28 protein-coding genes are annotated in these 26,288 nt (G+C 43.8%); 10 read left to right on the forward strand and 18 right to left on the reverse strand.

Annotated features, from left to right (window positions below):
* Positions 1 to 4: 4 nt before the first annotated feature.
* On the reverse strand, positions 5 to 2,659 hold the full coding sequence (alaS, locus tag WH96_RS13995; protein WP_047764810.1) for an alanine--tRNA ligase: 2,655 nt from the start codon (positions 2,657 to 2,659) through the stop codon (positions 5 to 7).
* A 261-nt stretch (positions 2,660 to 2,920) separates the two neighbouring features.
* Here alaS and WH96_RS14000 point away from each other — a divergent pair, with 261 nt between their 5' ends.
* A complete protein-coding gene (locus WH96_RS14000; protein WP_047764811.1) occupies positions 2,921 to 3,448 on the forward strand; it encodes an invasion associated locus B family protein in 528 nt (175 codons plus the stop codon).
* 75 nt (positions 3,449 to 3,523) lie between these two features.
* Here the strand turns inward: WH96_RS14000 and recA are convergent, their stop codons facing one another.
* The 8 genes from recA to WH96_RS14040 form a co-directional block, all read right to left on the reverse strand.
* Positions 3,524 to 4,594 (reverse strand): recombinase RecA, encoded by a 1,071-nt coding sequence (gene recA, locus WH96_RS14005; RefSeq protein WP_047764812.1) that lies wholly within the window; start codon positions 4,592 to 4,594, stop codon positions 3,524 to 3,526.
* A gap of 191 nt (positions 4,595 to 4,785) precedes the next feature.
* A complete protein-coding gene (locus WH96_RS14010; protein ID WP_053005919.1) occupies positions 4,786 to 7,137 on the reverse strand; it encodes a PAS domain S-box protein in 2,352 nt (783 codons plus the stop codon).
* A gap of 152 nt (positions 7,138 to 7,289) precedes the next feature.
* Entirely contained in the window at positions 7,290 to 8,351 is a 1,062-nt protein-coding gene (gene flhB, locus WH96_RS14015; RefSeq protein ID WP_047764814.1) for a flagellar biosynthesis protein FlhB, read from the reverse strand.
* A gap of 42 nt (positions 8,352 to 8,393) precedes the next feature.
* Positions 8,394 to 9,152 (reverse strand): flagellar biosynthetic protein FliR, encoded by a 759-nt coding sequence (locus WH96_RS14020; protein ID WP_047764815.1) that lies wholly within the window; start codon positions 9,150 to 9,152, stop codon positions 8,394 to 8,396.
* 3 nt (positions 9,153 to 9,155) lie between these two features.
* Positions 9,156 to 9,422, reverse strand: a complete 267-nt coding sequence (gene fliQ / locus WH96_RS14025; protein WP_046507466.1) for a flagellar biosynthesis protein FliQ — start codon at positions 9,420 to 9,422, stop codon at positions 9,156 to 9,158.
* A 60-nt stretch (positions 9,423 to 9,482) separates the two neighbouring features.
* Entirely contained in the window at positions 9,483 to 9,791 is a 309-nt protein-coding gene (fliE, locus tag WH96_RS14030) for a flagellar hook-basal body complex protein FliE (protein WP_047764816.1), read from the reverse strand.
* A gap of 24 nt (positions 9,792 to 9,815) precedes the next feature.
* Positions 9,816 to 10,226, reverse strand: a complete 411-nt coding sequence (gene flgC / locus WH96_RS14035; protein WP_047764817.1) for a flagellar basal body rod protein FlgC — start codon at positions 10,224 to 10,226, stop codon at positions 9,816 to 9,818.
* A gap of 50 nt (positions 10,227 to 10,276) precedes the next feature.
* Complete coding sequence (locus tag WH96_RS14040; protein WP_053005920.1) at positions 10,277 to 10,678, reverse strand: flagellar basal body rod protein FlgB; 402 nt, start codon at positions 10,676 to 10,678, stop codon at positions 10,277 to 10,279.
* A 233-nt stretch (positions 10,679 to 10,911) separates the two neighbouring features.
* Here WH96_RS14040 and csrA point away from each other — a divergent pair, with 233 nt between their 5' ends.
* The 5 genes from csrA (at position 10,912) to fliP (ending at position 13,048) form a co-directional block, all read left to right on the forward strand.
* On the forward strand, positions 10,912 to 11,145 hold the full coding sequence (csrA, locus tag WH96_RS14045; protein WP_047764819.1) for a carbon storage regulator CsrA: 234 nt from the start codon (positions 10,912 to 10,914) through the stop codon (positions 11,143 to 11,145).
* Positions 11,146 to 11,255: 110 nt separating this feature from the next.
* Positions 11,256 to 11,630 (forward strand): EscU/YscU/HrcU family type III secretion system export apparatus switch protein, encoded by a 375-nt coding sequence (locus tag WH96_RS14050; RefSeq protein WP_082130493.1) that lies wholly within the window; start codon positions 11,256 to 11,258, stop codon positions 11,628 to 11,630.
* Positions 11,627 to 11,956: a hypothetical protein gene (locus WH96_RS14055; protein WP_047764820.1), complete on the forward strand. Its 330-nt coding sequence runs from the start codon at positions 11,627 to 11,629 to the stop codon at positions 11,954 to 11,956. The genes WH96_RS14050 and WH96_RS14055 overlap by 4 nt, the downstream gene beginning before the upstream one ends.
* 4 nt (positions 11,957 to 11,960) lie before the next feature.
* A complete protein-coding gene (locus WH96_RS14060; RefSeq protein WP_053005921.1) occupies positions 11,961 to 12,299 on the forward strand; it encodes a FliO/MopB family protein in 339 nt (112 codons plus the stop codon).
* Positions 12,296 to 13,048, forward strand: a complete 753-nt coding sequence (gene fliP / locus WH96_RS14065) for a flagellar type III secretion system pore protein FliP (RefSeq protein WP_047764821.1) — start codon at positions 12,296 to 12,298, stop codon at positions 13,046 to 13,048. Before WH96_RS14060 ends, fliP begins: the two co-directional genes overlap by 4 nt.
* A 70-nt stretch (positions 13,049 to 13,118) precedes the next feature.
* Here fliP and WH96_RS14070 read toward each other — a convergent pair whose 3' ends face one another.
* The 9 genes from WH96_RS14070 to WH96_RS14110 all read right to left on the reverse strand — a co-directional run bounded on the left by WH96_RS14070 (position 13,119) and on the right by WH96_RS14110 (position 22,457).
* A complete protein-coding gene (locus WH96_RS14070; RefSeq protein ID WP_047764822.1) occupies positions 13,119 to 16,745 on the reverse strand; it encodes a tetratricopeptide repeat protein in 3,627 nt (1,208 codons plus the stop codon).
* Entirely contained in the window at positions 16,742 to 17,638 is an 897-nt protein-coding gene (locus WH96_RS14075; protein ID WP_047764823.1) for a flagellar motor protein MotB, read from the reverse strand. Before WH96_RS14075 ends, WH96_RS14070 begins: the two co-directional genes overlap by 4 nt.
* Positions 17,638 to 18,327, reverse strand: a complete 690-nt coding sequence (locus WH96_RS14080) for a flagellar motor protein MotB (protein WP_047764824.1) — start codon at positions 18,325 to 18,327, stop codon at positions 17,638 to 17,640. Before WH96_RS14080 ends, WH96_RS14075 begins: the two co-directional genes overlap by 1 nt.
* Positions 18,328 to 18,332: 5 nt before the next feature.
* Positions 18,333 to 18,983 (reverse strand): protein phosphatase CheZ, encoded by a 651-nt coding sequence (locus tag WH96_RS14085; protein ID WP_047764825.1) that lies wholly within the window; start codon positions 18,981 to 18,983, stop codon positions 18,333 to 18,335.
* Positions 18,984 to 18,995: 12 nt separating this feature from the next.
* The gene (locus WH96_RS14090) at positions 18,996 to 19,385 is read right to left on the reverse strand and encodes a response regulator (RefSeq protein ID WP_046507440.1); all 390 of its coding nucleotides are present in this window, start codon (positions 19,383 to 19,385) and stop codon (positions 18,996 to 18,998) included.
* 240 nt (positions 19,386 to 19,625) lie between these two features.
* A complete protein-coding gene (locus WH96_RS14095) occupies positions 19,626 to 20,330 on the reverse strand; it encodes a MotE family protein (protein WP_047764826.1) in 705 nt (234 codons plus the stop codon).
* 9 nt (positions 20,331 to 20,339) lie between these two features.
* Positions 20,340 to 20,825, reverse strand: coding sequence for a DUF6468 domain-containing protein (locus WH96_RS14100; protein ID WP_047764827.1), 486 nt, complete (start codon positions 20,823 to 20,825; stop codon positions 20,340 to 20,342).
* Between the two features lie 3 nt (positions 20,826 to 20,828).
* Positions 20,829 to 21,917: a flagellar motor switch protein FliM gene (gene fliM, locus WH96_RS14105; protein ID WP_047764828.1), complete on the reverse strand. Its 1,089-nt coding sequence runs from the start codon at positions 21,915 to 21,917 to the stop codon at positions 20,829 to 20,831.
* Positions 21,918 to 21,932: 15 nt separating this feature from the next.
* Entirely contained in the window at positions 21,933 to 22,457 is a 525-nt protein-coding gene (locus tag WH96_RS14110) for a flagellar basal body-associated FliL family protein (RefSeq protein ID WP_047764829.1), read from the reverse strand.
* Positions 22,458 to 22,912: 455 nt separating this feature from the next.
* Here WH96_RS14110 and flgF point away from each other — a divergent pair, with 455 nt between their 5' ends.
* Genes flgF through flgH form a run of 4 tightly spaced genes read left to right on the forward strand, consistent with a single transcriptional unit; the run spans position 22,913 to position 26,223 of the window.
* Positions 22,913 to 23,641: a flagellar basal-body rod protein FlgF gene (gene flgF / locus WH96_RS14115; RefSeq protein ID WP_047764830.1), complete on the forward strand. Its 729-nt coding sequence runs from the start codon at positions 22,913 to 22,915 to the stop codon at positions 23,639 to 23,641.
* A gap of 13 nt (positions 23,642 to 23,654) precedes the next feature.
* On the forward strand, positions 23,655 to 24,440 hold the full coding sequence (gene flgG / locus WH96_RS14120) for a flagellar basal-body rod protein FlgG (protein ID WP_047764831.1): 786 nt from the start codon (positions 23,655 to 23,657) through the stop codon (positions 24,438 to 24,440).
* A 23-nt stretch (positions 24,441 to 24,463) separates the two neighbouring features.
* Positions 24,464 to 25,459, forward strand: a complete 996-nt coding sequence (flgA, locus tag WH96_RS21435; RefSeq protein WP_053005923.1) for a flagellar basal body P-ring formation chaperone FlgA — start codon at positions 24,464 to 24,466, stop codon at positions 25,457 to 25,459.
* An 11-nt stretch (positions 25,460 to 25,470) separates the two neighbouring features.
* Positions 25,471 to 26,223 (forward strand): flagellar basal body L-ring protein FlgH, encoded by a 753-nt coding sequence (flgH, locus tag WH96_RS14130; RefSeq protein ID WP_047764832.1) that lies wholly within the window; start codon positions 25,471 to 25,473, stop codon positions 26,221 to 26,223.
* Positions 26,224 to 26,288 lie beyond the last annotated feature (65 nt).

Below are 26,288 nucleotides of genomic sequence, written 5' to 3' on the forward strand. Positions count from 1 at the left end.
TAAATCACCCAAGTAAAGCTTCGATGGCCTTTATTGCATCTTGAGCTTTTGACGCATCAGGTCCACCGGCCTGTGCCATATCAGGACGTCCGCCCCCGCCTTTACCGCCGAGTGCGGCAGAACCAGCCCGAACAAGATCAACCGCTGAAACTTTGGCAGTGAGATCATCAGTCACAGCCACAACAATAGAGGCTTTGCCATCCGTATCTGCAATAAGAACAATAACACCGGTACCGATCTGTTTTTTCAGCTCATCCGCGGTAGGTTTCAGATCTTTTGGCAACACCCCTTCGAGAACTCTGGCAGCCACTTTAATACCATTCACGCTCTTGAACTCGGCCTCACCTGCTGCACTACCACCGCCAGCAGCCAGCTTGCGACGTGCATCGGTTAAATCACGTTCCAACCGCTTTCTTTCTTCCAGAAGCGATGTAACACGCGCTTCCAATTCAGCAGGAGATGCCTTCATTGCTGTTGCAGCCGCAGCCAGTTGAGTTTCCTGTAGGGATACATATTCCAGTGCGGCCTGCCCCGTGACAGCCTCAACACGGCGAACACCCGAGGCAAGCGCAGATTCGGAAACAATTTTAAAGAAACCGATATCTCCGGTTCTTTTGACATGGGTACCACCACAAAGTTCAGTGGAATAATACCCGCTTCCAGTAGAACTGTCTGAACCACCCATCGAGACAACGCGAACTTCTTCACCGTATTTCTCACCGAAGAGAGCCATTGCACCTTCTTTAATTGCCTCATCCGGAGTCATTAGACGGGTAACAACAGGATCATTTCTTCGAATGTAGTCGTTCACCTCACGTTCAACGATCGCAATATCATCAGCGTCCAAAGGTTTTGGCTGGCTGATATCAAAACGAAGACGTTCTTTTGCCACTAGGGAACCTTTTTGGGTTACGTGTGTCCCCAAACGTCGACGAAGAGCTTCGTGCAACAAGTGCGTCGCAGAGTGATGAGCACGCAGAGCAGAGCGACGAGAAACATCAACCTTCATTTCCAGCGCAAGATCCACTGTGATCTCGCCACGTGTAACTTCGCCGATATGAACAAATATGTTGCCCAGTTTTTTCTGAGTGTCCTTGATCCTTACTTCCGCACCTTCAGCCGAGAACAAAAGGCCGTGATCACCTTGCTGACCACCGCTTTCCCCATAAAAAGGTGTCTGGTTGGTGATAACCATCACCTCATCACCAGTCTTTGCAGTAGAAACTTCGTCACCTTCTTTTAAGATTGCCAGAACCTGGCCTTCGGCTGTCTCGGTATCGTAACCAAGGAACTCTGTTCCCCCTACACGTTCTTGTATTTCAAACCAAACTTTTTCTGTCGCAGCATCTCCGGAACCGCTCCACGCTTTACGCGCAGCAGCACGTTGTTGTTCCATAGCCGCATTGAATCCTTCGGTATCAACAGACTGTCCCTGACCCCGCAAAACATCCTGTGTGAGATCAAGCGGGAAGCCGTAGGTATCGTAGAGCTTAAAGGCTACTTCACCATTAAGCGTACCCTTGTTCCCTAACTTGTCCGTTTCAGCTGACAGCAACTTCATGCCGCGATCCAATGTTTGACCGAAACGGTTTTCTTCCAGCTTAAGCGTTTCTGTGATGAGGGATTCTGCACGTGTCAGTTCAGGGAAAGCAGTCCCCATCATCCCAACAAGAGACGGAACCAATTTGTAGATAGCAGGATCTTTAACACCAATCTTGTGCACATGGCGCATAGCCCGTCGCATAATACGACGCAGAACATAACCACGTCCTTCGTTAGATGGTAAAACACCATCCGCAATCAGGAACGCAGTCGAACGAAGGTGATCCGCAATAACGCGATGAGATACAGCATGGTCCCCGTCTGCATCAACACCAGTTTCATGCGCTGACGCCTCAATGATGGTGCGAAGCAAATCAACATCATAGTTATCATGTTTGCCTTGAAGAACTGCAGTAATGCGTTCAAGGCCCATGCCCGTGTCAATTGACGGTTTGGGTAAGTCGACGCGTGTCTGTGCATCAATCTGTTCATATTGCATGAAAACGAGGTTCCAGATTTCGATAAATCTGTCACCATCTTCATCTGGACTACCAGGAGGGCCACCGAAGATGTGATCTCCATGATCATAGAAAATTTCTGAGCAAGGTCCGCAAGGTCCTGTCGGCCCCATGGACCAAAAGTTATCGCTTGTCGAAATGCGGATGATACGATCATCACTAAGACCAGCAATTTTACGCCAGAGAGCAGCAGCTTCTTCGTCTTCAGAATAGACGGTAACCAATAGCTTCTCTTCCGGAACACCGTATTCTTTGGTGATCAGGTTCCAGGCGTGTTCAATGGCCACATCCTTAAAATAGTCTCCAAAGGAAAAGTTCCCCATCATTTCAAAGAAGGTGTGGTGCCGCGCCGTATAGCCGACATTTTCCAAATCGTTGTGCTTACCACCTGCACGTACACATTTTTGCGAAGTTGCCGCTCGGCTATAGGGACATGTCTCGTTACCGGTAAAGACGTTCTTGAATTGCACCATTCCCGCGTTTGTAAACATCAACGTTGGATCATTTCGCGGCACCAGCGGCGAAGATTCTACGGTTGTATGACCATGCTTTGCAAAATAGTCGAGAAAGACCCTACGGATCTCATTGCCGGTAATCATTTTAATCACTTACCCTAAAACTTGGACAGGACGCATTCTTTTCACATCAGAATACGGGAAATCTTATCTGCGGTTTTAACGTGCCGCCAAGGCTCTGTCTAGACTTCGCTTACAGCAATACAATTTCCCCGCCTTAACCTTCACACAAGCCTTATAATAACTTGTCTTTAATTTTCCATGATTATTCGATATAGCTAAAAGCCATATCTTATAAATCGACGTTCACGATCATCTATTTACTCAACAGATAAGCTTGAAATCATGGCCTTTATAAATCTCCTGAATATTTTTAAATCTGTTGCCAGTTGCGGCCTGTTTCTCATCGCAACCTCTTCAATCGCATCGGCTCAACAACAAGCTCCGCAAAGATCGACAGAACGTTTTGGTGATTGGACAGCATTATGTACAGTCAACGAACCTCTTAGTTGTCACATCAATCACATCATAGTTTTTGGAGATAATCCAAACCCAGTTTTAGCTCTAGACATTGGTCATCCAAGCGAAAACCCCGCAAGTACCATAATGATTATTACTCTACCATTAGGGATTAGACTACCAAGCGGATTTAGAATTCAGGTCGGAGATAACATAAAGCGTCAATACCCCTTTATTCGATGCCTTCGTTCAGGATGCCAATCTGAAATACAATTTGATGATGAATTGCGTGACAGCTTTAAAAGAGGAACTCAAGGACGCGTTATTTTTTCTGATGCTGTAAATAAAAAAATTGAAATCCCCTTTTCTCTTAAAGGTTTCACAAAGGCTTATGGGCGTGTCACCAATCCATAACCAAAATCAAACCCCATACACGCAAAGAAAAAGGAGCCTAAATGGCTCCTTTTATATTTTCAAAAATGAAAAGTATTAAGCGTCTTCTGTTTCGCTTTCTTCTTTTCCTTCAAGCATTACGTTTGCAACAATTCCTGCGTTTTTACGTACAGCGGTTTCAATTTTCGCTGCAACTTCCGGATTTTCTGTTAGGAATTTTTTAGCATTTTCACGACCTTGGCCAATGCGCTGTCCATCACAAGAGAACCAGGCACCTGCCTTTTCAACAACCCCGGCTTGAACACCGAGATCCAGCATTTCACCCGTTTTTGAAATACCTTCACCGTACATGATGTCAAACTCTACCACACGAAATGGAGGGGCCATTTTATTTTTAACAACCTTCACCCGGGTTTGGTTACCGGTAATATTTTCGCGATCTTTAATCGCACCAATACGACGGATATCCAAACGTACAGAAGAATAGAACTTAAGAGCGTTACCGCCCGTTGTTGTTTCCGGATTACCAAACATCACCCCGATTTTCATTCGGATCTGATTGATAAAGATAACCAGTGTACGGGATTTGGAAATCGAACTTGTCAATTTACGCATCGCCTGGCTCATCAAACGTGCTTGCAAACCAGGAAGAGAATCACCCATATCACCTTCGAGTTCTGCTTTAGGAACCAAGGCAGCCACGGAATCGACAACCAACACATCCAATGCGCCAGAACGTACCAAAGTATCCGTAATTTCCAATGCCTGCTCACCAGCATCAGGTTGAGAAATTAGCAACTCGCTTACGTCAACTCCAAGCTTATTTGCATAAGCAGGATCAAGAGCATGTTCTGCGTCGATAAAAGCACAGGTACCACCAGCTTTTTGGGCTTCGGCCACAACGTGCAAAGCCAGGGTTGTTTTACCAGATGACTCCGGGCCGTAAATTTCGACGATACGCCCACGTGGCAAGCCACCAATGCCAAGGCCGATGTCTAATCCCAAGGATCCCGTGGAAATAACTTCAGCCTCAACAGTCGCTCCCTCTCCCAGTTTCATGATCGAGCCTTTACCGAAAGCGCGTTCAATCTGTCCCAGGGCTGCATCTAATGCCTTTTGTTTATCCACCGTGCTATTCTCCACTAACTGTAAGACGTTTTGTGCCATCGTTGCCTCCCTTATCCCACAGGCTCACACTTGCTGCAACGAGAAGAATGTACCCTCTTTGTTCTCACTAAGCAACAAAAAAGAACATTAAGAGAACAAAAACAATATAAAGAGCAATTATTTTGGAAATACGTAGCTATAAATCATTATTATTTATACAACTATACTCGAAATAACATCGATACATAAGATTACTGTGCGGACAGAACATCCTTAACTTTGGAAGCCAACTGCTTCAAACTAAAGGGCTTCGGCAAAAATTCAATTGCAGAATCTACATCTAGTGTTTTTCGGAATGAATCTTCTGTATAACCGGAAATGAAAATAACTTTTAAATCCGGGTGCGTTTTATAAAGCGTCTTGATTAAAGTTGGGCCATCCATCTTTGGCATAACGACATCTGTTATCACTAGATCAATGGTTTCTCCATCTTGCTGAAGAATCTCTAACGCTGCCTCTCCCGAATTCGCTTCGAGCACTTTATAACCTTTATTTTCAAGGGCTCGCGCACTAAAGGATCGTACAGCATCCTCATCTTCAACCAAAAGAATATTGCCTCGCCCCGTTAAATCCTGTGCTTTTGGTATTTCTGCAACAAGTTCTTCCTGATCTTGCGCATCTTCCTGGAAATGTGGCAACAGCAGTGAGAACACTGTTCCCTGATCAGCTGTTGAATCAACAAAAACAAAGCCACCGGACTGCTTCACAATACCGTAGACAGTTGATAACCCTAGCCCGGTTCCCGCACCCACTTCTTTTGTTGAAAAGAAGGGATCAAAAATACGGTCAATAATTTCAGACGGAATGCCATGTCCTGTATCCTGCACCTTAACCAGAACATAATCGCCCGGCGGTATCTCTTCTCCTTTAACTTTGTATGGCGCATCCACCATCACGTTTGACGTGATAATTTCTAACATGCCACCTTGATCCATAGCATCACGGGCGTTTACAGCAAGGTTAATAATAACCTGCTCCAGCTGCCCCTGATCAGCTTTGACATCGCCCAAGTCCCGACCATGTGTGATACGTAACTCGATTGTCTCGCCAATAAGACGACGAAGAAGATGAGCAAGTTCGGCAATAATATCCGTAACATTTAGGCGTCTGGGCTGTAGTGTTTGCTGGCGGGAAAAAGCAAGTAACTGGCGAACAAGATTTGCGGCTCGATTGGCATTCTGTTTAATTTGCATAATGTCCGCAAAAGATTGATCACCCGGACGGTGCCGTAAAAGCAATAGATCAGAAAAGCCGATCATTGCTGTGAGTAGATTGTTAAAATCATGCGCAATCCCCCCAGCCAATTGTCCAACCGCCTGCATTTTTTGTGATTGAGCAAACTGAGCTTCTAAACTGCGTTGTTCAGTTGTATCCGTAAAGTTCAGGATATACCCACTCGGTAGGCCTGAATTCTCATCAACATGGGTAACATTCATATTACAAACTGTATCTGCATTGCCCGTAAGATGAACCTCCATAGCCTTGCGTTCATAGGTTGTTGCAGAAACCAAAGCTTCTCGTACGCTCTCTCTTTCCTGATCACCAATCAAAGAAAGGAGCGGTTTCCCCTTAACTTCCTCTGTTGCCGCCAAAAGCTCTTCAAAAGCTCTATTGCTTTCGGTTATAACACCTCGCTCATTTAACAAAACAATACCAACTGGGGCTTCGTTAAAGAACTTACGGAACCGCTTCTCAGATTGTTCCAGCGCTGTTGCCATCTCGCGCTCAAGCGTAAGGTTTCGTACTACAGATCGTGTCCTAAAACCTTTATCACCACTCCCTTCGGCGATGTGTTGACTGATAACAGCAAGAATACGTTTCTCACCGTCCGCCGTTTTAAGGAAAACTTCGCCAGAACGGCTTTCTACGTCTTCAAAGGGGTGATAGGCAGGGACTTCATCCAATGATGCATCAGCAACAATATCATGAAGCTTGATTTGCCCGCTTTCCAATTCAGATGACGAATACCCTAACCAATCTGTCAGTGTTTGATTGGCAAAAAGAAACGCGCCCGCAGCATCAACAGAAAAGAAACCTATCGGCGCATTTTCCAGAAGGTCAACAAAACGTTGTTGCTGGTCATTAATAACCTTTTCCATTTGCCGACGCATCGTAATGTCATCAACAAACCAGAACACATACCCCGGGCGGTTTGGTAGAGGATACGCCGCAACATGACGCCATTGAACATCGTTATATCCCGGCCCAGCCCCCGGTATCTCAATCTCTACATGCCCAGAAACACCGTTCTTCGCATTTAGCTGAAGCGTCGCCAGTTTACGGCCAATCTCTTCATTTCCATTACTCTCATCAAGGATTAAGTCGGGAACGGCTCTTAAGTCTCCACCAAAAAAATCTTCAAATGCAGGATTTGCAAAAAGACATTTTCCATTTGGATCGACTATCTGCCGAGGGCGAGGAACAGCGGCAAAAGCGTATTGACGCAGGGCTAGTGTTTTTCTGTATCGCCAGATAACGAAGCCAAGAACAAATATGACCAGTGCTAAGAAGCTACAAAGAGCGATCCAGATGGTAGGTGACACTTCCTTGCTTCCCCCACGAAATGTCTTCTTTTTCGGCTCTATAAGTCGGCCAATAAAAGAAAGAAAAGACAGTAAATGAAAGATTAACCCGAAAATCGTTTAAAAACAAACTGGATAGCTAAAGAAAGCTTCCTTATTTTCAAGAATTTTGATTATTTTTTCAATTTCATGATGTAACCAATGATCTCAGCCACAGCTTTATAGTGTTCCGGTGGGATCTCTTGATCGATTTCAACCCCCGCATAAAGCGCTCGAGCAAGTGGCGGGTTTTCGATTACTGGAATTTTGTTTTCTTCAGCAACATTGCGAATACGAAAAGCAACAGCATCCACCCCTTTTGCCGTTAATTTTGGCGCCTCCATCATCATACCATTGTATTCAAGAGCAACAGCAAAATGCGTCGGGTTTGTAATAACAACGTCAGCATTGGGAACAGAGGCCATCATACGTTGACGTGCTTTTTCCATTCGTAATTGGCGTAAACGCCCCTTGACCATCGGGTCACCTTCGCTCTGCTTGGACTCATCCTTGATTTCTTGCTTTGTCATCTTCAGTTTTTTTATGTATTCGAAATACTGATACAAATAATCCAGACCAGCAATCACAGCCATAACGGCAACGACAGCAATGACAATAAGCGTCGCCCAATCAAGCAACATCATCGTCATCTGTGCGACATTAAGTTCTGACAGTTGAGGTACCACTGCGCGTTTAGGCCAAAGAACAAAGCCAATGATTCCACCAACAATAATAAGCTTGGCGAGACCTTTAACTAAATTCATTACAGATTGAAGTGAAAAAAGCCGCTTAAAACCAGCAAGAGGTGAAATTTTACTTAATTTGGGCGTCAAAGACTCAGATGATAACAAAAAACCATGCTGCATTAAGCCCGATGCAATCGCAAATGCGATCATGATAATCGCAGGCGCAATAAAAAGAATGCCTACATCTTTAATAAGTGAAATCGTCGCTTCATAGATATGTCCGGTTTCAAAACGTATTGTATCTGGACGTTCGTAAAATGTAGCGAGTGTGGATCCTAATTCCTTACTAATCCAGACTGTAAAGAAACTCAAAAACAACAAAAATCCAAAAAATGAAAACCAAGAGTTCATCTCCTGGGATTTAGGGACATCACCTTTTTCACGCGCATCGGCTAGCTTTTTCGCGGTCGGTTCTTCCGTTTTCTGGGATTCATCACTCTCATTTGACATGATGTCCTCCCACTAAATTTGCGAAATCAGCAGCTGTATCAATCATTTCACGAACACCATCCAATGCTCTTCCAGGCTAATCATATAGACCTTGATCATGACCGGAACACAAAGAAATAACACAGTAATGCCCATAGCAACCTGAAGAGGCATCGCCACAAAAAACACCTGCATTTGCGGCATTAATTTTGCGAGTAACCCTAAGCCCAAAAAGAAAATCATTCCAACAACAATAAAAGGAGCAGCCATTCGCGTTGCCAGAATAAAGGTATCCCCAACAATGCGAGCAATCATGTTTGAAAAATCGCCCGTGGGTAATATCTGACCAGGGACAAAAAGTTCATAACTATCCACCAATCCCAGAATGAAAAGATGATGAATATCTAAAACCATAATCAAGACAATCGCAATCGCCGTTAAAAATGTTCCCATAATAGAAGCTTGCTGTGCCGAGACAGGATCCTGAACCAACGCATTTGCCAACGACGACATTGTCGCGGCAATCATACCCGCAGATGCAGCAGCACTGAGAAACATGCGCGCAACTGTGCCCATAAAAAAGCCAATGATAGCTTCGCTAAAAACTAAGAACCCAAGCCCTGAAACATCATCAGGCATAGTCGGGATATTAGATGCAAGTATTGGTGCAATCAGAATACTGATCAGCATAGACAAAGCTAATCTGGTTCGGGGGGATACATATGATTCACCAAATCCCGGCAACAATACCATTGCACTGCCGATACGTGTGAATACGATTAAAACAATGTAAACACTGGAAGGGAGTAAATCATAGAGCATGATCTATCCTAAGGCGACAATCCTGTCCATAAGCTCTTCAGTAAATGTTCCAAGAGTCTGCGCCATAAAAGGAGCTGTCGCAACAAGCGTTAAGCTAATAATGATGAGCTTGGGCACAAAGGTAAGTGTCATTTCCTGAAGTTGTGTCAAAGCTTGAAAAAGAGAAATGATCAGGCCAACAAGCAACGCAACAGAAAGAACAGGGGCGCTCATCTTCAACATCACCCACACTGCTTCTTTACCATACTCAATGACGTCGGTTTCACTCATGCCCCACCTGTAAATTTAAATACTGATATGTAACCAACCTAGAATATCATCTTAGCCAGATCAAATAGGCATCCGTAAAATTTCCTGATAGGCTTGAACAACCTTGTCCCGGACAGCAACAACAGTTTGTAAAGTCACTTCCGCTTCTGACATTGCCGTCACCACATCGGTTACATCTGCCTTACCTGCTGCTGCCATCAATGTTTTATTTTCAGCCGTTTGCATTGTCGCCAGCGTATCACTAGCAACATCGCGTAGTGTAGACGCAAAGTCTTCTCCGACAGGGTCCGATTTATCTTTTTTGCCCGCAATACCTTTTTCAGCAGCTTGATTATAAGCGTTTACTGCATCAACAAAATTTACAGCCATCATTTAAATCCTTTCACGCCTATTCTACTGAAGTATTTCCAAGGTACGCTGCAACATGCTCTTCGATGCCTGTATCGCTTGTAAATTAGCTTCAAAGCTTCTTTGAGCTTCACGCATGTCTGTCATTTCGACCAACGAATTAACGTTTGGTTGAAGCACATACCCATCTTCATCTGCAGCCGGATGACCTGGTAAATATTCTCTTTTAAATTCTGATTTATCCGTCAGGACGTCTTTAACGACAACTTTCTCAACGCCAAGTTCCCGGTTCAATTCAGAGCCAAAAGAAACCATTTTACGCCGATAAGGTGCACCGCCCGGTTCCTGAGCAACAGAATCCGCATTGGCAATATTTTCGGAAATTATGCGCAATCGCGTCCCTTGGGCTCGCATCCCAGAAGCAGAAACCTGCATCGATTTATATAGATCGGACATAGCGTGTATTCCTAATTTATCACCAGATACTTAAAACATACCAACGTTTCTCATGGTCCCTTGAGAGCCATCTTGAACATATCTTGATGCTTTTTATAAAGGCGCACCATACCCTGGTAATCTAATTGTGTTTGAGACATCTTAATCATCTGCTCTTCCAAAATGACAGCGTTTCCCGCCGGAGCAGTTTCATAAACATCTTTCGCCTTATTTGCCCTTGCCTGATCCCCTTTGAGAGGATTACTCGACAAATGTCCCTCATGACTGGACCGCTGTGCCATAACAGGCGCTGATCGACTAACAAGGGATTTGAAATGGTTGTCTTTCAAATCAAGCGGGACGTAGTTCAAAGTATCTGAATTAGCGATATTCTTAGAGATCACTGCTTGACGCTGTGTCAGCCAGTCCATTTTTCTGGCTAAAACATCCGTAATTTTAAGCTTATCAGCCAATGCCAGTTCTCCTCATACGTCAATAAGGCCCACAACCCTCGAAATAGTACGCTTACTCACTTAATAACCTGTTAACGAATTCCAGATCTAGTAAAAAATAAACTTAAATGACAAGTTTGGCTCGACCTAAGTAAAAAATGCACGTATAAATACGTGAATAGAACAGGTAGTTAATTATAAAATCCTTCCAGTCAACATTTGGCATATTAAGGACAGGGAGTCCAAAGTCCACGATGTTATACCTTACCCGAAAAATTGGTGAATCAGTCATCATTAACAATGACATAGAGGTCAAGGTTGTTGATATTCGTGGAAAATCAGTGAAAATTGGCTTTACCTTTCCAGAAGATGCAACCGTCCTACGGCAAGAACTCCATGAAAGAATTCAGGAAGAAAACAAAGCAGCCGTAGCTGGATCGCTGGACATGTTGGGCATCGACATTGATCTTACCTCTGAAGAAGACTGATCCCTCTCCCATCCGATAATGATACAATAAGAATTGCCACTATAACCTTTCGTTAAGCATAATTAGGGCAAACTGTATGCGAATTTTCTGATTTCACTAGAAAAGACAGAATGAGTGTAACTGACGAAGATCCTGTAAAAAAATTAACCCCTTCGTTTTCAGACACACAAAACGAATTAATAGCTCATGCCGACAAAGAAGAAAACAAGGATACGCCACAACTTTCCATTGCGGTCAAAAGAAATGTTGCTGGGCAAACCAAAGTAACGGCCAAAGGAACAGGGGAAGTCGCAGAGCAAATACTGCAAATTGCCTTTGACCAAGGTGTTAAAGTTCGAACAGATTCAGACTTGGCTCAGATACTCGCAAATGTTGATCTGGAAAGCGAAATACCTTTGGAGGCACTAACAGCTGTAGCCACAATCCTAAACTATGTTTATGATGAACAAAAACAACCTCTTGATGAAATACTTAAACAGTCATGACAAAGTTTGAAGAACTTCAGGAACAGATAATCCATCTTTCCCAACAAATCGCTTTAGCCAATTCAACAATCAAATCAGGCGGCGATTTTGATATGACTGATTTACCCAAGGTCACCGATTTTTTATGCCAAGAACTACAAAATCTTCCGGCAGCAGAACGGGCCAAGTTATCATCTAAACTTTTAGCCTTAATTGAAGAATTGGATAATTTGACAATCACCATAAACAGCAATCTGGATAAGGTTCGCGTGGAAATAAAAGAAACAACCAGCCACAATAAAGCTGCCCGCGCGTATACCAGCGCCAACATATCCGGTAAAAAATAACCCTATGGATTATGGTAACTATTTCCAGTTTTTCCTGAGTCTGATCTTTATTATTGGTCTTATCTTTGCTTTCTCACTTATCGCCAAAAAACTTGGCCTAGGTAATGGTCCCGCGATAACCGGTAACAAACTAAAGCGCCTTCAAATCAAAGAAGTTCGACCGCTCGATGCCAAGAGGAAAGTGATCATTGTACAATGTGATAATAAAGAACACATTATTTTGGTTGGCGGAACAAACGATCTTCTTATTGATTCTATTCCTTGCGGCACCTCATCAAATCAAGCAGCCACTCAGGAAGATGTTATTAATTTCAGGAAACAGGATGAAAATTCAGGGGTATGACAAAATACTTTAATCCTAAGTTTGTTACCGCTGCCGTACTTGCAACAGGTTTTTCATTCATTCCAGAGCACAGTTGGGCCCAAGCACTCACGCTTGATTTAAATAATGAGGTGCTTGGATCTGGAAGTGGTCGCATCTTACAGATGCTGGCTCTGCTGACCATCCTCAGTCTGGCCCCTGCCATTCTTATGATGGTCACATCTTTTACCAGAATTATTGTCGTTCTATCCTTCATTCGTACCGCGATGGGTATTCAGCAAGCTCCACCAAATACTGTTTTGATCAGCTTAGCACTCTTCCTAACCGCATTTATTATGACGCCAACAATGGAAAAGGTTTATGAGGACGCAATAAAACCGCTTGTCGATGAAGAAATTTCTGAAATTGAAGCATGGGACAGAGGCACGGGGCCGATCAGGGATTTTATGCTGCAACACGTCCGGGAAAAGGACCTACGCCTCTTTCTTGATCTTGCTGAGACCGGGGAAGTCGCAGAGCCATCTGCAACCCCTCTTCGTGCACTTATACCGGCCTTTATGATCAGCGAATTAAGAAGAGCTTTTGAAATTGGCTTCCTTATCTTTCTACCCTTTTTGATCATAGACATGGTCGTGGCCTCAGTGCTCATGTCCATGGGTATGATGATGCTACCGCCAATTATGCTCTCGCTGCCCTTTAAGCTAATTTTCTTTGTGATGGTTGATGGTTGGTATTTGATTGCCGGAAGTTTAGTTCGAAGTTTCGGATAGTTTTCGAAATTCATCAATGCACAGAAACAACCACAAACCAGATTCGCCAGTTAGCTGAATTCACTGAGCCCTAATTGATTTCGCTCAGTGGTGACGCCTTAAGCCGGCTACGATATTGATCCATAAAGGCTTGAACTTGGGAAATTTGTTTCAGCTCATCCGCGATCGACGTTACAGAACCGGAATTCAGGCTGTTGGTTAAAAGCTTGAACGTATCGTTATGTGTTCCTTTACTCATAATAGAGCTATAGCTGTCTCTCAATAGCTTGAGCCCTTCGTTATCCCCGGATAGAGTTTGTGCAATAGCAAGATTAATAACGGCCTGACTTTCTTTGTCATTCAAAACACCATCAGCTGAGGGAGAAGCCGGAATCAATTTTCCTAGGACTTTACCTGTCTCTTCCCATTTACGTTGTTTCCAAAGAATGTCAGCTTTCAAACGTAAGGCATCAAGACTCTGATCTTCGGCCAATAAATCCAGTGCTTCTTTTTCCTGAGAGAGTTCTGCCAAGGCTCGTGCCCGCAAATGTAAACGTTGCTGTACCAAATCCGCAGGTAAGTTCTCACTATTTGTTTTATCCAGAGCAACAAGGGTTTCTTCGGCATCTCTTTCAAGCAAACGAATGAGGGCCAAACGACTTCCAACACGGGCCTTCTCTTCGCCTTCAAGACGGAAATCAACCTGCTCTTCCAACAAATTACCCGCCTGCTCAAGTAGATCAACATCAACAAGACGATCAGCCAGCTTGGTAATCATTGTATCCCCCTTGTCACCCAAAGGAGTTAACTCTTTAAACTCTTCGTATAGAGCAATAGAAGACAGCGGAGGTATTCTTTTCCCACCATCATCAATATACATACCTTCAAAAATTTCTTGCATCCGCTTAGCAATTTTATCGGCACGTTCAGAGTGCGGAAAATAAGATGCTGCCTGTCGCAACGAGTGTAAGCTTTTTCTGAAATCCAGAATATCGGCGTAACGGTCCCCCAACTCACTCAGAATAGCAAATTCGAACTTGTCGCCTCGCCAAGCAAATCTGAGTTGCTCGAGTTGTTCGATCCCCTCCTCCTGCGTAATGGTTCCCTCGTCCATACCCAACTTCGCAAGAGCATGTCGCGCTCGGGCACTTGTCGGACGATGCCTGTTATACTTCAGGCCATTCCATATAGCTCGCGCTTCTTCAGGAAAACCATCTTGAAGTAACCTTTGCCCCTCAAGAAAATCTGCCTGGGCTTTTTCAAACTCGATTGGATTTCCCGATAGAACTTCACCTATGAACAAGCTCGCGCTTCCTGTATCCCCCACATTCAATTTCGAATCAGCCGCCAGCAAATACAGCTTGTTTCGGATGTTCTGAGGAAAGTCATCCATCAATTTCTCTGTTTGTGTAAACCCAATCGCCGCAGGCCCCCAATCTTGACCCGATGCAGCAAGGGCAGCTTGCCATAAGTTAGCTTCCCATTCCCCAGCAAGCACAGGACTAGAGAGCGTCTTTTGCGCTTCATCAAATTTATCACTTAAAAATTGAGAGGCCCCCAATAGAAGCTGATAGGAAGGATCATCACTTAACCGGCGATTTTCTTGACCAATGAGCTTTAACATACCCGCAGCTTCAGCAACACGGCCATGGGCAAAAAAGAACCGAGCCAGATCCAATCGCGCCAAGCCCTGCTGCATGCCTGTGGTTTCAACCGTTGCTCGCTGTAAATCTTGTAAGTTACGTAGATAATCGTCCTCACTGCCCAACCGATCAACATTCAAATTAAGCATCCGCGAAGGTTCTGAGGGGGTAATCTCACCACTACGAGGGAGTGATCTCGCAGTTTCGTCAGAAACAATCAATTGGTCACGACTACGAACCACAACTGCACGAGGCGTCAGAGCAACAATTAAACCCTCCGCTGTTGGCTGTAGAACAACCCCTTGATAGGAAGGCAAGGACCTGAACTGTGGAAACTCGTCAATATTGGATGACCCAAGATTGGGCTCTCCAATAGGCGCAACAATCAACCTATCGCCAAGCTCAGGATGAGAGAGCGATAATAAACGACTAACTGACTTAACGAGGAACCGAACTTCCGGCCCATCTTCACCTTCGCCCAAAACATTGGAAATGGACTGTACAGGCAAAGGGGAACGACGACGGATATCGACAATCCAGGTATTATCTTCCTTACTGAGCCTTGGGACCTGTGTAACAGGAGCCGTAAGACGAACCACAGTAGCCCCGGAAACCTTCTGGGTATCAACAGGCGCAAAGTGCGGTACCATTGCTCCGATGGCTTCTGCCAGATTGTCTGGCCCTTCACGGTCAAAAACGAGCCAAAGATGCTCACCTCGACGAAAAACAACAGCCCCGGTTGGCCCATCCCAATTAAAATTCAAAATTGTTGGCGGTAACAAATCCGCGGAACGCCCTGGTGGAGGAACAAGATTGGGAATTTCCAACGGCTCGGTGAGAGTAACAAGATCCTGCTCAATTCCAACCTCACCGTCCTCATCGGCCCTGTCATCGTCGACCAACTTGAACTCTGACAATTTGACGGGACCAGAATTGTTTCCCTGTGGTGTGGAAAGCCTTTTTTTATTACTTGGCTTTATTATATCATTTTTCTTATCTAAGGTTTCAGCCTGATCATCACTGTTATCCTCTTTAGCTCTAGAATTATCAGCTACATTTACACTTTTCTTTGCCTCAATCGTTTCGGTTTCCTTTGCAGTCTCAGTAGCCTTGGAACCCGTTGGCTTCGGTAAGAGAGATAAAGGACCAGGCCCCGCTAACTCCTGCAGCTCAGGCAAAGTAATTGAAGTCGTCTCGGATGCATCCTCAATCTTCTTTTTTAGCGCTTGAGCCGTTTCGGCCTTAGGAACATTCTCTTCTTTATTCTTTGAGTTTGTTTTATCCTTAGTTGCCGTTTGCTCATTTACCTTATTTGGCACCTTATCCGATTGCTTGTCAGAGTTGATCAATACGTTTGTGTTGGTCACTTTAGCAGGTTGAACATCAATAACCGATTTAGATCCGACATTAAAAAGACGCGCCTGTGCCTGCGGTACAAGCCCAAACTCAACAGTCAATTTTGGCTCTGTCGAAACAACCCGCCCCTTTTGCACAAAGGGCATCTTCTGCTTGTTCAATTTTCGAAGATCAACTGTAGCACCTTCATTAAAACGAACAGTAAGCGTATTCCCAGATTGAGATAGAGTTCCTTTGACTTTTTCCGACCAGTCAAAAACAAGTCGATTATAATCAGGGTGCTCAGCAAAGCGGAAGCCAACGCCTAGTATAGACGCACTCGTTGTTTTTTGCGGTGACTGATTTGAAGGTTGGGTTAAGTCAACTTGCAGATCGACAATAATTTTTGTCCCAGCTTTGAATGTCTTAAGTGAAAAGTCATCAAGCAAAGGAAAAGTCAGAACTTTTTTACCCGAATCAATCGAAGGTTTTCCCGTAAACCCCTTTATACCCTGTGAAACTTTATCCAGCTGATAGTCCGCAGCGTTGTCAAACTCTACAATCAACTGCCCGTTATCTATTTTTGCGCTATAAGACACTTGCCGTGGCCAATCAAAAACAATGCGGCCATAACCAGGATGGATTCCTGCTCTTACAGGAATTTCCTGAGCATCAGGAGCTGAGGAAAAAACCAACAAAAACGCCCCTGCCAGAAATATTTGGCATAGCGCTTTAATCACCTATTTTCTCCTGCATAGGAATGCACAATAATATCAACACGGCGCGCGAGTTTTTTCCTTTGATCTTCGGGTAAGCTGTCGGCTATCTCATCATAACGCGAATCACCGTACCCGCGCGATAAAATTGTACTCTTATATCCAGTTTTTTCCAATAAACCAGCAACATAGTCAGCTCTCGCAACAGATAATGGCCAGTTTGTTTGAAATTCCTGCTGTCCTGATGGGATTGCCGGATCTGCATGACCCGCAATTTCAATCAGGTTATCAATGTTTTGAAATATCCTACCCAACCTGCGTAGAACAGGTTTAGCTTCATCCGAGGGTTCAATCGCACCAGTCGGAAATAGAATATCACCAGGAACAGAAATTACGATACTATCTTCCAACCTCGTCAGAATAGCCTGAGACAGATCTTTATCTTCTTTAAATTTTTCAGACAGCAAAGCCTGTAGATAATCCAAGTCTTCTCCGGGAATAAAATCAACCGGTTCCATCGTTAAACTTTTCGCAGGTTTGGGTTCAGCAGTAATTCTTTCAATTTTTAAATTACTGGAAAGTGAATCAACCAAATTCCGCCATTGTTTTTCCTCCATTACAGACATCGAGTACAACAGAACAAAAAAAGTTAGCATTAACGCAACCAGATCGGTAAAGGTTACCATCCAGCTCGAGCCATAGTTCACAGCAACAGCCTGTTCGTTTTTCCTTCTGTTCGTCAAAGCCATGGATTTAGAAATACTCAACGACTCAACTTTTTGATCGCTGTTTTCTTTACTCTTACCCCCAGAGATATTTTTGCTATTTTCGTAAACTTTATCGACACCAACAGAAGCTCGTTTTTGATTATCCCGCTTGCTACTTCCATTATTATTTGTCTTCCCCTGATCTGCCATTACCTTTCCTCTCTGTAAGAGCTAAAAGTAATATTTGGAGGAACCTGGTCGTATATCCGAATAACTACAAAAACAGAGCCCGCTCTATTTGGTTGTAATCCGACGGCCAATCTTTCTTTGGGAATACCTGCTGTAAGAACCTCGTTTGCAGTAACTTCCAAACGCTTCAGGATTAAATCAAATGACACAACCTGAGTGTCTGTATTACGTGCAGTAGTTCCGTAAAGAAACTCAAATTCATAGTAACTGCCTTCGGCATCAAGTTTTTGAAGAGACTGAGCCAGTCTTTTGAGAAGAAGCTCTCGCCCAGAAGCAAGTTCAACTTCATCACCGAGAAACATCGCATCAACAGGCAGCTTTAAACGTAAAAAATTTTGCGTGCTCCCCTGCTCTCTTTCCACAGCCGGAATCGTTGTTTCAAACAGTCTCTCAATTTCGGTGACGAGATCAGCTTTATCATCAAGATTATCAAGTGCCTGATCAAAAGAGGCATAGCGTTCCATATGACTGGCATCGCCCCGGAAAGTATTATTAACAGATTCCAGAACAGCCCTAGCCTTCTCTTCTTCATAAGAAGAAATTGCATTAAGCATAATGAAAAAAGCCAAAAGCAGGAGCTTAAGGCTTAATAAAGCGATATAATTTCGATCGCCATCATCTCGGCGTGTGCGAAATAAAGGCCCAAGCATATCAACTAATCAAATCCCATTAACGCATCGATATCATCTTGGCTAACACCTTCGCCTGGTAGCTGTGGGCCATTTAGCAGATCTTCATCTGGTCTTTCCACACCATCCGCACGTTTTGGTGTTGTTTTTGCCCCTGTTGCATCTGGTAAAAATTCCTCACCACCAAATGCACCAAGTAATTTATCAACTTTAATTTCGACATGCTGAAGGGCATTCACAACTCTTGAAATACGTTGCCCTGTAATGTCTTGAAAACTGCAGGCTTCATAAACTTGAGTTACAGCATCATTTATTTTGTCAGAAACATCTGAATCTTCAATTTTTTCAGACACCTCTTCTAAAGTCTCCATAGCCGACAAGATGTTGTGGGTGGCTTGTTCTGTAGCCCCCACAATCGCATCCAGTTCATCAGCCGCGGTCGGAAGAAAGTCACTTTTAATTTCATCAGGCCTCAAGGAAGCCAATTGCGTTTTCATATCGTGAATATAACTTGCAACAGACCCAATCTCAGCCAAAAGCTTGTGATTGGTTTCAACTGCATCTTCACCAAAATTTTGCAATAAGCTATCCACTAATGCCTCAAGATCAGAATCTTGCGCATTAATGTCAAAAGCCTTTAGTTTTTCGAGTAACTCTTCTCTGACCGGATTGGCCATAACACTTACCCCTTAGAAGTTTCCAAGTACTGCAATTAACTTCTTTTTGAGGGTCGCAGCATTGAAAGGCTTCACAATATAATTGTTCACACCCGCCTGTTTTGCAGCGATGACGTTTTCTGTTTTACTCTCAGCAGTAACCATAATGAAAGACAAGTCTTTCAAATGCGCATCTGCACGGCATTCTTTGAGCAGCTGAAGACCACTCATTGGCTCCATATTCCAGTCAGAAATGACCAGACTATATTGCTTGCCACGTAACTTTTGTAACGCACTGCTGCCGTCTGTTGCTTCATCAACATTGTTGAAGCCTAACTGCTTGAGCAAATTGCGCACAATACGCAACATGGTTTTATAATCATCCACGATGAGGATTGGCATATTCATGTCGACATCCGACATCAGCAACTCCCTTAACTATCTCTCTGCACACACATTCGCATAAATTGTGATTTTAAGCTATCAGCATAGAATTAACGCAGTGTAAACAAACCACAGCTTTTCAAGATCTTAGACTTTTATTTTTACAAAAAATTCAACATCAAAAAAACGAAAGCCCCATATCTCAACGGATACAGGGCTTATTTAAGGCTAAGAGATGGTCATAAAGAAAATTAACCATAATTCCTATTAGGGATTCGATTACTCTTTTGATAGGGGTAATTCTCTTCTTTGTGCCAACTCAAGCGTGATTTCTTTTGCTCTTTTTGGATTCATACTTGCCAGAATCGGCGCCGTTTTTCTTTCTTTCATCCGCTCGACAACCCCCAGCAACACAATCATATCCAGCTCTTCAAAAATCCGGGCCGCATCTTTAGGCTTCATACTTTCATATATCTTCACCAAACTCAGCATCTGTTTCTCGCCTTGTTCGTCGTGCTGAACAATCAATCCCTCAATTGTATTTTGAAGCTTGCCAAGTTCTGCAATTTTTTCATCTATTCGGCGCTCTGCAGCCAGCAAAAGAGTTTCTCTCTGTTCGACATCACGTTCGCGAATTTCAAGCTGCTCTCTTCTCGCTGATAAAGATTGAAGTAATTCAATTTCTTCATCAGTCATCGAAAATGGATCCGCTTCAATTCCTTGAACTTTTGGAATTTCTTTAACTTCCCCGCTTACAGAAGCAGTCTCAGGCGTATTCTCCGGATCAGTCTCTTCTGCTGTTATGCCTTCTTCTTTATTCTCCAGTACTTCTGTTTCCGCTTGTTCTTCGGTTGTTTTTTCAGCGTCAGGCGCAGCTTGCGCAAAAGCTTCACCCGACTGATTAAGTCCTTCCCAAACTCCCCCGGCCTTTACAAGCAAAGTCAATGAAGACACAGCAATTAATACAGGCAGCAAACGCATCATATATTCTCCTTAACGCATGCCTTTGAGGGTTTTCAAAAGGTCTTCTGCAGCAGGGGACAAATCTTTTTTTGCTTCCCCATCTTTATGAGCTAACTTGGCTTTGTCTTTTTTGACATCACCAGACTTTACTCCTTTGGGAAGAACTGTTTCAGGTGATTTCTGTCGGGCCAAACCAAGATCTTCTTCCAACCGATCCGCAACGACTTCGGCTCGATCAACCAAGTAACTAAGATCAGATAGGATCCCGTCGGCTTTAACTGTATTTTCTTTAAGACCAGATCCAGTATCAGAAGCATGGATTTTAAACTCGGCCAAACTTTTTTCTGCCTTTGCCGTTGTCTCTGCAAATGAGACAATTAGCCCTTCCATTTCAGCCTTGGCTTCCCGAAGGGCATCCAGCTTTTTATTTAAGATCACTGCATAGACAATCGTTGCCACAAGTAAGATTGCAACAAGAATATTAAATCCAAGCTCGATACTTGAAATATCTAACATCGCTTATTCGCCATCATCACGAACAATTTTATTCGCAATTTTCACCGCAATATTACCACTTTTACGGCCCATATTACCTTTGAACATAGAGACATCACCACATCTCAATTCCACCAGTGATTCAGGGGAAACAGTCAGATCCATAGTATCACCAACCTTCCAGTTCATCACATCACCAAGAGAAATATTCACCTGCTCCAATACTGCCAGAATGGAAACATCTGTCTGCCATAGCTCGGCGGTAAGATGTCCTTCCCAAATGGAATCACGACCAAACTTCTCGCCCATAAACATCTGGAGCAAGAGTTCACGAACAGGCTCTAACGTTGCATAAGGAATCAGAAGTTCAACACGTCCGCCTCGATCTTCCATATCAACACGCAAAGTGATCACAATCGCAGCATTTTCGTGACGCGCAATTGTTGCAAAGCGTGGGTTTGTTTCCAATCGATCAAATCTAAAAGTAACAGGCGAAAGAGGGTCAAAGGCACTGGATAAATCAGCGAGGACAACATGAGCCAGCCTTTGGATAAGATTACGCTCAATTGTTGTATAGGGACGCCCTTCAATTCGCATGGCCGCCGTTCCCCGACGCCCACCAAGTAACACATCTACAATTGAATAGATCAATGCTGAATCAACCGTCATGAGACCGTAGTTATCCCATTCCTCGGCTTTAAAAACTGTCAGCATTGCAGGCAAAGGAATTGAATTGAGATAATCACCAAATCTCGCAGACGTGATATTATCCAAACTTACTTCAACGTTATCAGAAGTAAAATTACGCAGAGACGTGGACATCATTCTGACCAAGCGGTCAAAAACGATATCCAACATTGGAAGACGTTCGTAAGACACCAACGCCGAATTGAGAATAGCCTGAATGCCCGAATTGTCTCCACCGTCATCATCTCCGGCGTCAACTCCTAACAGGCTATCAATTTCACTTTGGTCTAGAACGCGCGTACCACCAGGCCCGTCATCGACTTCGTCGAAAACATCATCAGCCTCATCCGCATCATCATCCGCCATGGCCTCCCATTCGGCCATCATGGCTTCCTGATCGACTTCTTCTTCCGTTTCGTCAGCCATTTCTTACCTTACAGGTTACTGTACCAGCATTTCCTGAAACAATACATCTTTCACCTTAATAGGAGCTGCCGCAGCGTTTACACGAAGGAGTAGTTCTTCTCTTAAACGCTGAATACCGGCCGATCCGCTCAAATCTTCAATTCTAAGTTCACGTAAGTATACCTGAAAATTATCGACAATCCTTGGCATGACGGCCTCAATACCAGGAATATCTGTTTGCGCTTCCAGTTCCAAACTAATGGTAATTTTCAAGAAATGTTTTTTATTGCCAGAAGAATTAAGGTTAACCAATAATTCCGGGACATCATAAAATGCTGCTGGGCCGTGCGCTGGAATAACCTCCTCAACCACCTCTTCTTCAGCGACCTCTTCTTTACCTAACAACGAATCAAGCATACCAGTGAAATAAGCCCCAGCACCTGCTATAATTATCAACAATAGAGGCAATATGAAAAAGAGAACGAGTTTCTTCCCCGACATCCCGCCTTTCGGGCGCGCTTCTACCTCAAGATCTTCTTCACCAACAGATTCATCAGTCATACGCTGATATCAGCCTCCAATTAAAATACCCCACTTAATAAGGGGTCAAGATGGTTAAAAAGTCGTTAAGTAGTATAGATGCTAAATCAGATACTTATCAGTAAAAAGATAGGTTTAATAAATAAACTCTTCATTTAAATTATTTGTATCCGAAAGTAGCTTATTCGAAAAGTGTTAATATCTGCCCTATACTAAATAGCTCCCGCCAGAAATTTTATAGTTAAACTCTGCTTATATTAATTCTACCACCTGTTCGCCCCCCCTAATCGAACCATGAATATCATAGCTTCCCACCTAGCGGTAAATGTTTCCCTACACCGGAAATTGTTAACCATCAAATAGGCTTCTTGTACTGACTAGCTTTCACAACACTCCTTGATATTCAAGCCATTACACAATTGGCATGCATCATGCATTGATGAAAGCAAACACAAGATGGCAAGGAAGTATCCAGGATGGAAAACCCCAGTTACATAGCACTTTCAAGGCAAATGGCCCTCGGCAGAGAGATGGCAATTATTGCTAACAACGTTGCGAATATGAACACCAACGCCTACAAGAACGAAGGCATGATGTTTGTTGAGTATCTTAAAGATACCAAAACGGGTGAAAATCTTAGTTTCACACAAGATTTGAGACTGGTCAGGAACCTTGCCGAAGGTGAACTTCATACAACGAACAATCCTCTTGACGTTGCAATCTCGGGAAGAGGTTATTTTACCGTCGAAGTGGACGGTGAAAGCCGTTACACACGCAATGGGTCTTTCAAATTAAGCCCTGATGGAGAACTCGTCACATCAGAAGGACATCTGGTACTTGGTGATGGTGATGCGCCAATTACAATTCCAGCAACGGCGACAGATATAACAATCACCCGGGACGGAACCATCGCATCAAGTGCGGGAACGGCTGGCCGCCTTAAAACTGTTGATTTTGAAAATGAACAACTTCTTGTGAAAGAGGCCGGAAGCGTTTTCAGCCCCGCAGACAATCAAGAGCCAATTGATCAGGTAACTGGCGAAATCATCCAGGGAGCAATCGAAGGCTCTAACGTTCAAGGTGTCATCGAGATGACCCGGATGATCGATACGACACGCAGCTATACTTCTATGGCTAAATTTATCAAACAAGAACATGACCGCCAGCTTCAAGCTATTCGAACTCTGGCCAGTACAAAAGTTTAACGGGAGCCGTAACATGAGATCATTAAACATTGGTGCAACCGGAATGCTGGCTCAACAGCTTAATGTTGAGGTCATTTCAAACAACATTGCCAACCTCAACACAACAGGCTTTAAGCGCCAACGAGCAGAATTCAGCGATCTGTTATATCAAAACCTACGACGGGTCGGAACCAACTCTTCCGATACAGGTACTGTTGTTCCAACCGGCATTCAACTTGGTCTAGGTGTAAAGCCATCAGCGACTTACCGTATCACAAGCCAAGGCGAAATGAACATCACCGATAACTCGTTGGACGTTGCTATTAACGGCGAAGGTTACTTCAACGTTGAACTACCAAGTGGCGAAACCGGATATACACGTGCTGGTGCCCTTCAACTTTCACCAACCGGTGATATTGTGACCCCCGATGGCTACACAGTACAGCCAGGTATTAATGTGCCCACAAATGCAGTGTCCATCTCCATTAATTCTGCTGGTGAAGTTTATGTAAAACTTGATGGTCAGGTTAATGCAGCGTTAGCCGGACAATTTGATCTTGCAATATTTCCAAATGAAGCCGGGCTGGAAGCCATTGGTGATAACTATTTCCTTGAGACACCCGCATCAGGTGCGCCGACCAATGGATCTCCGAATTCAACCGGGTTTGGTAGTATTTTGCAAGGCGCGTTGGAAACATCAAACGTCAATGCCGTTTCTGAGATCACAAATCTAATTACGGCACAACGAGCATATGAAATGAACTCCAAAATACTGACTGCATCGGATGAAATGATGCGTTCTGTTGCGAACTTAAGATAACAGAGACTAGGTGGAGAAGAACAATGCATCTATTTAAAACATTATTATTTGCTACCAGTCTATCCCTCTCTACTCAAATTAGTGTTGTTGGGGCAAGTTTTGCCGAGGTAAATGTAAATGCAGTTCCATCAATCATTAACCTGAACAAGGATATCGTGATTGAAGGAGATATCGTTTATCTAGATGATATTTTTTCAGGCGTCAGTACTGACAACAGAACAGCAATTGCTCGTTCCCCCGCATTAGGAAAAGATGTGGAGCTTTCTGCAAGATGGCTTTGGGCATTAGCACAACAAAATGAGCTCGACTGGCAACCCAATTCACACCTAGATACAGCGATGGTAACCCGGGCCAGCCAAATAATTGATGCTGTTGATATTCGCAACAGCATTGAAACTGCCTTACTCGAAAGAGGTTTGGTTGATGACAAAAAAATCGAATTTGACCGGAAAGATCGCGACCTTAAAATTCCGGCTGAAATTGAGCCTACTCTTCGCGTAGAGAACATAAGCTACAGGCCTGGTCGAAATCGCTTCACCGCACAGATTGTGATCCCTGCCGAAGGTCGTCCACACATCAACAAAACAGTATCCGGTTATTTAATAGAAATGGTCAACGTACCCGTTCTCAAACGGCGCGTTTCAAAAGGCGACATCATTCAGGCAAATGACATTCAGTGGATCACGGTCAAAGAGTCCAAGCTCAGTAAAAATGCTATAACTGATATTGATAATTTGATCGGGATGACACCGAAACAAACCCTCAAAGATCAAGCGATAATCAGAACCAGTGATGTTGACACACCAAAAGCCGTTAGCAAGAACGGACTTGTTACTATGCTCTTACAAAGCGGATCCTTAAATCTTCGTACTCAAGGCAGGGCACTGGAAAATGGTGCAATCGGCGAAGTCATTCGTTTGGTCAACACGCAATCCAACACAATCGTCAATGGTACAGTTACAGGTGCCGGACTAGTTACAGTCTCACTTGTCAACAAAACCATCATCGGCACAAACTAAGGAGCTCAGCTATGAATACTTTACTGAAATCCCCCATAAGCAGGTATCTAATAGCTGGCGTATTAGGCTTCTCATTAACGGCTTGTAATGCGATATCTCGTATCTCAGAAATTGGGGAAGTTCCCAAGCTGAGTAAAATCGAAAACCCAGCGCCGCCTCAACCAATTACCCTACCAATGCCAGCACCACAAGTCGCAACAAGACAACCAAATTCTCTGTGGCGCCCAGGTTCGAGAGCATTTCTGAAAGATCAGCGCGCTGATGAAATTGGCGACCTTCTGACAGTCGTTATTCAGATCGATGATAAAGCGGCCGTCTCTAATACAACAGAGCGCACAAGAGCCAATGCAGAAGGTGCAGGTTTGACCAACTTCCTTGGATATGAAACCGAACTCGGCGGTATTTTTAACGATAACCTGAATCCCGCGACACTTGTTGACGGAGAAAGCACAAGCGCCTCAAAAGGCGTAGGGACTGTCGACAGAGAAGAAGAAATCAATCTTCGTGTCGCCGCTTTGGTTACTCAAGTTATGCCAAATGGAAACCTTATTATTTCAGGACGCCAAGAAGTTCGCGTTAACTTTGAAGTTCGAGAGCTCCTAGTCTCTGGCATGATCAGACCAGAGGACATAACCTCAACAAATACGATCAGTTATGATCAAATTGCAGAAGCACGTATTGCCTATGGTGGACGTGGACAGCTCAGCGATGTTCAGCAACCACGTTATGGTCAGCAGTTGTATGACATAATCTTCCCATTCTAAGAAACTGGAAGCCATTACATAAAAAGGGTCCGTGAAAAATATTTTTCACGGACCCTTTTTATGTA

The sequence above is a fragment of the Kiloniella spongiae genome (genome assembly GCF_001026905.1).
GTDB lineage: Bacteria > Pseudomonadota > Alphaproteobacteria > Kiloniellales > Kiloniellaceae > Kiloniella > Kiloniella spongiae.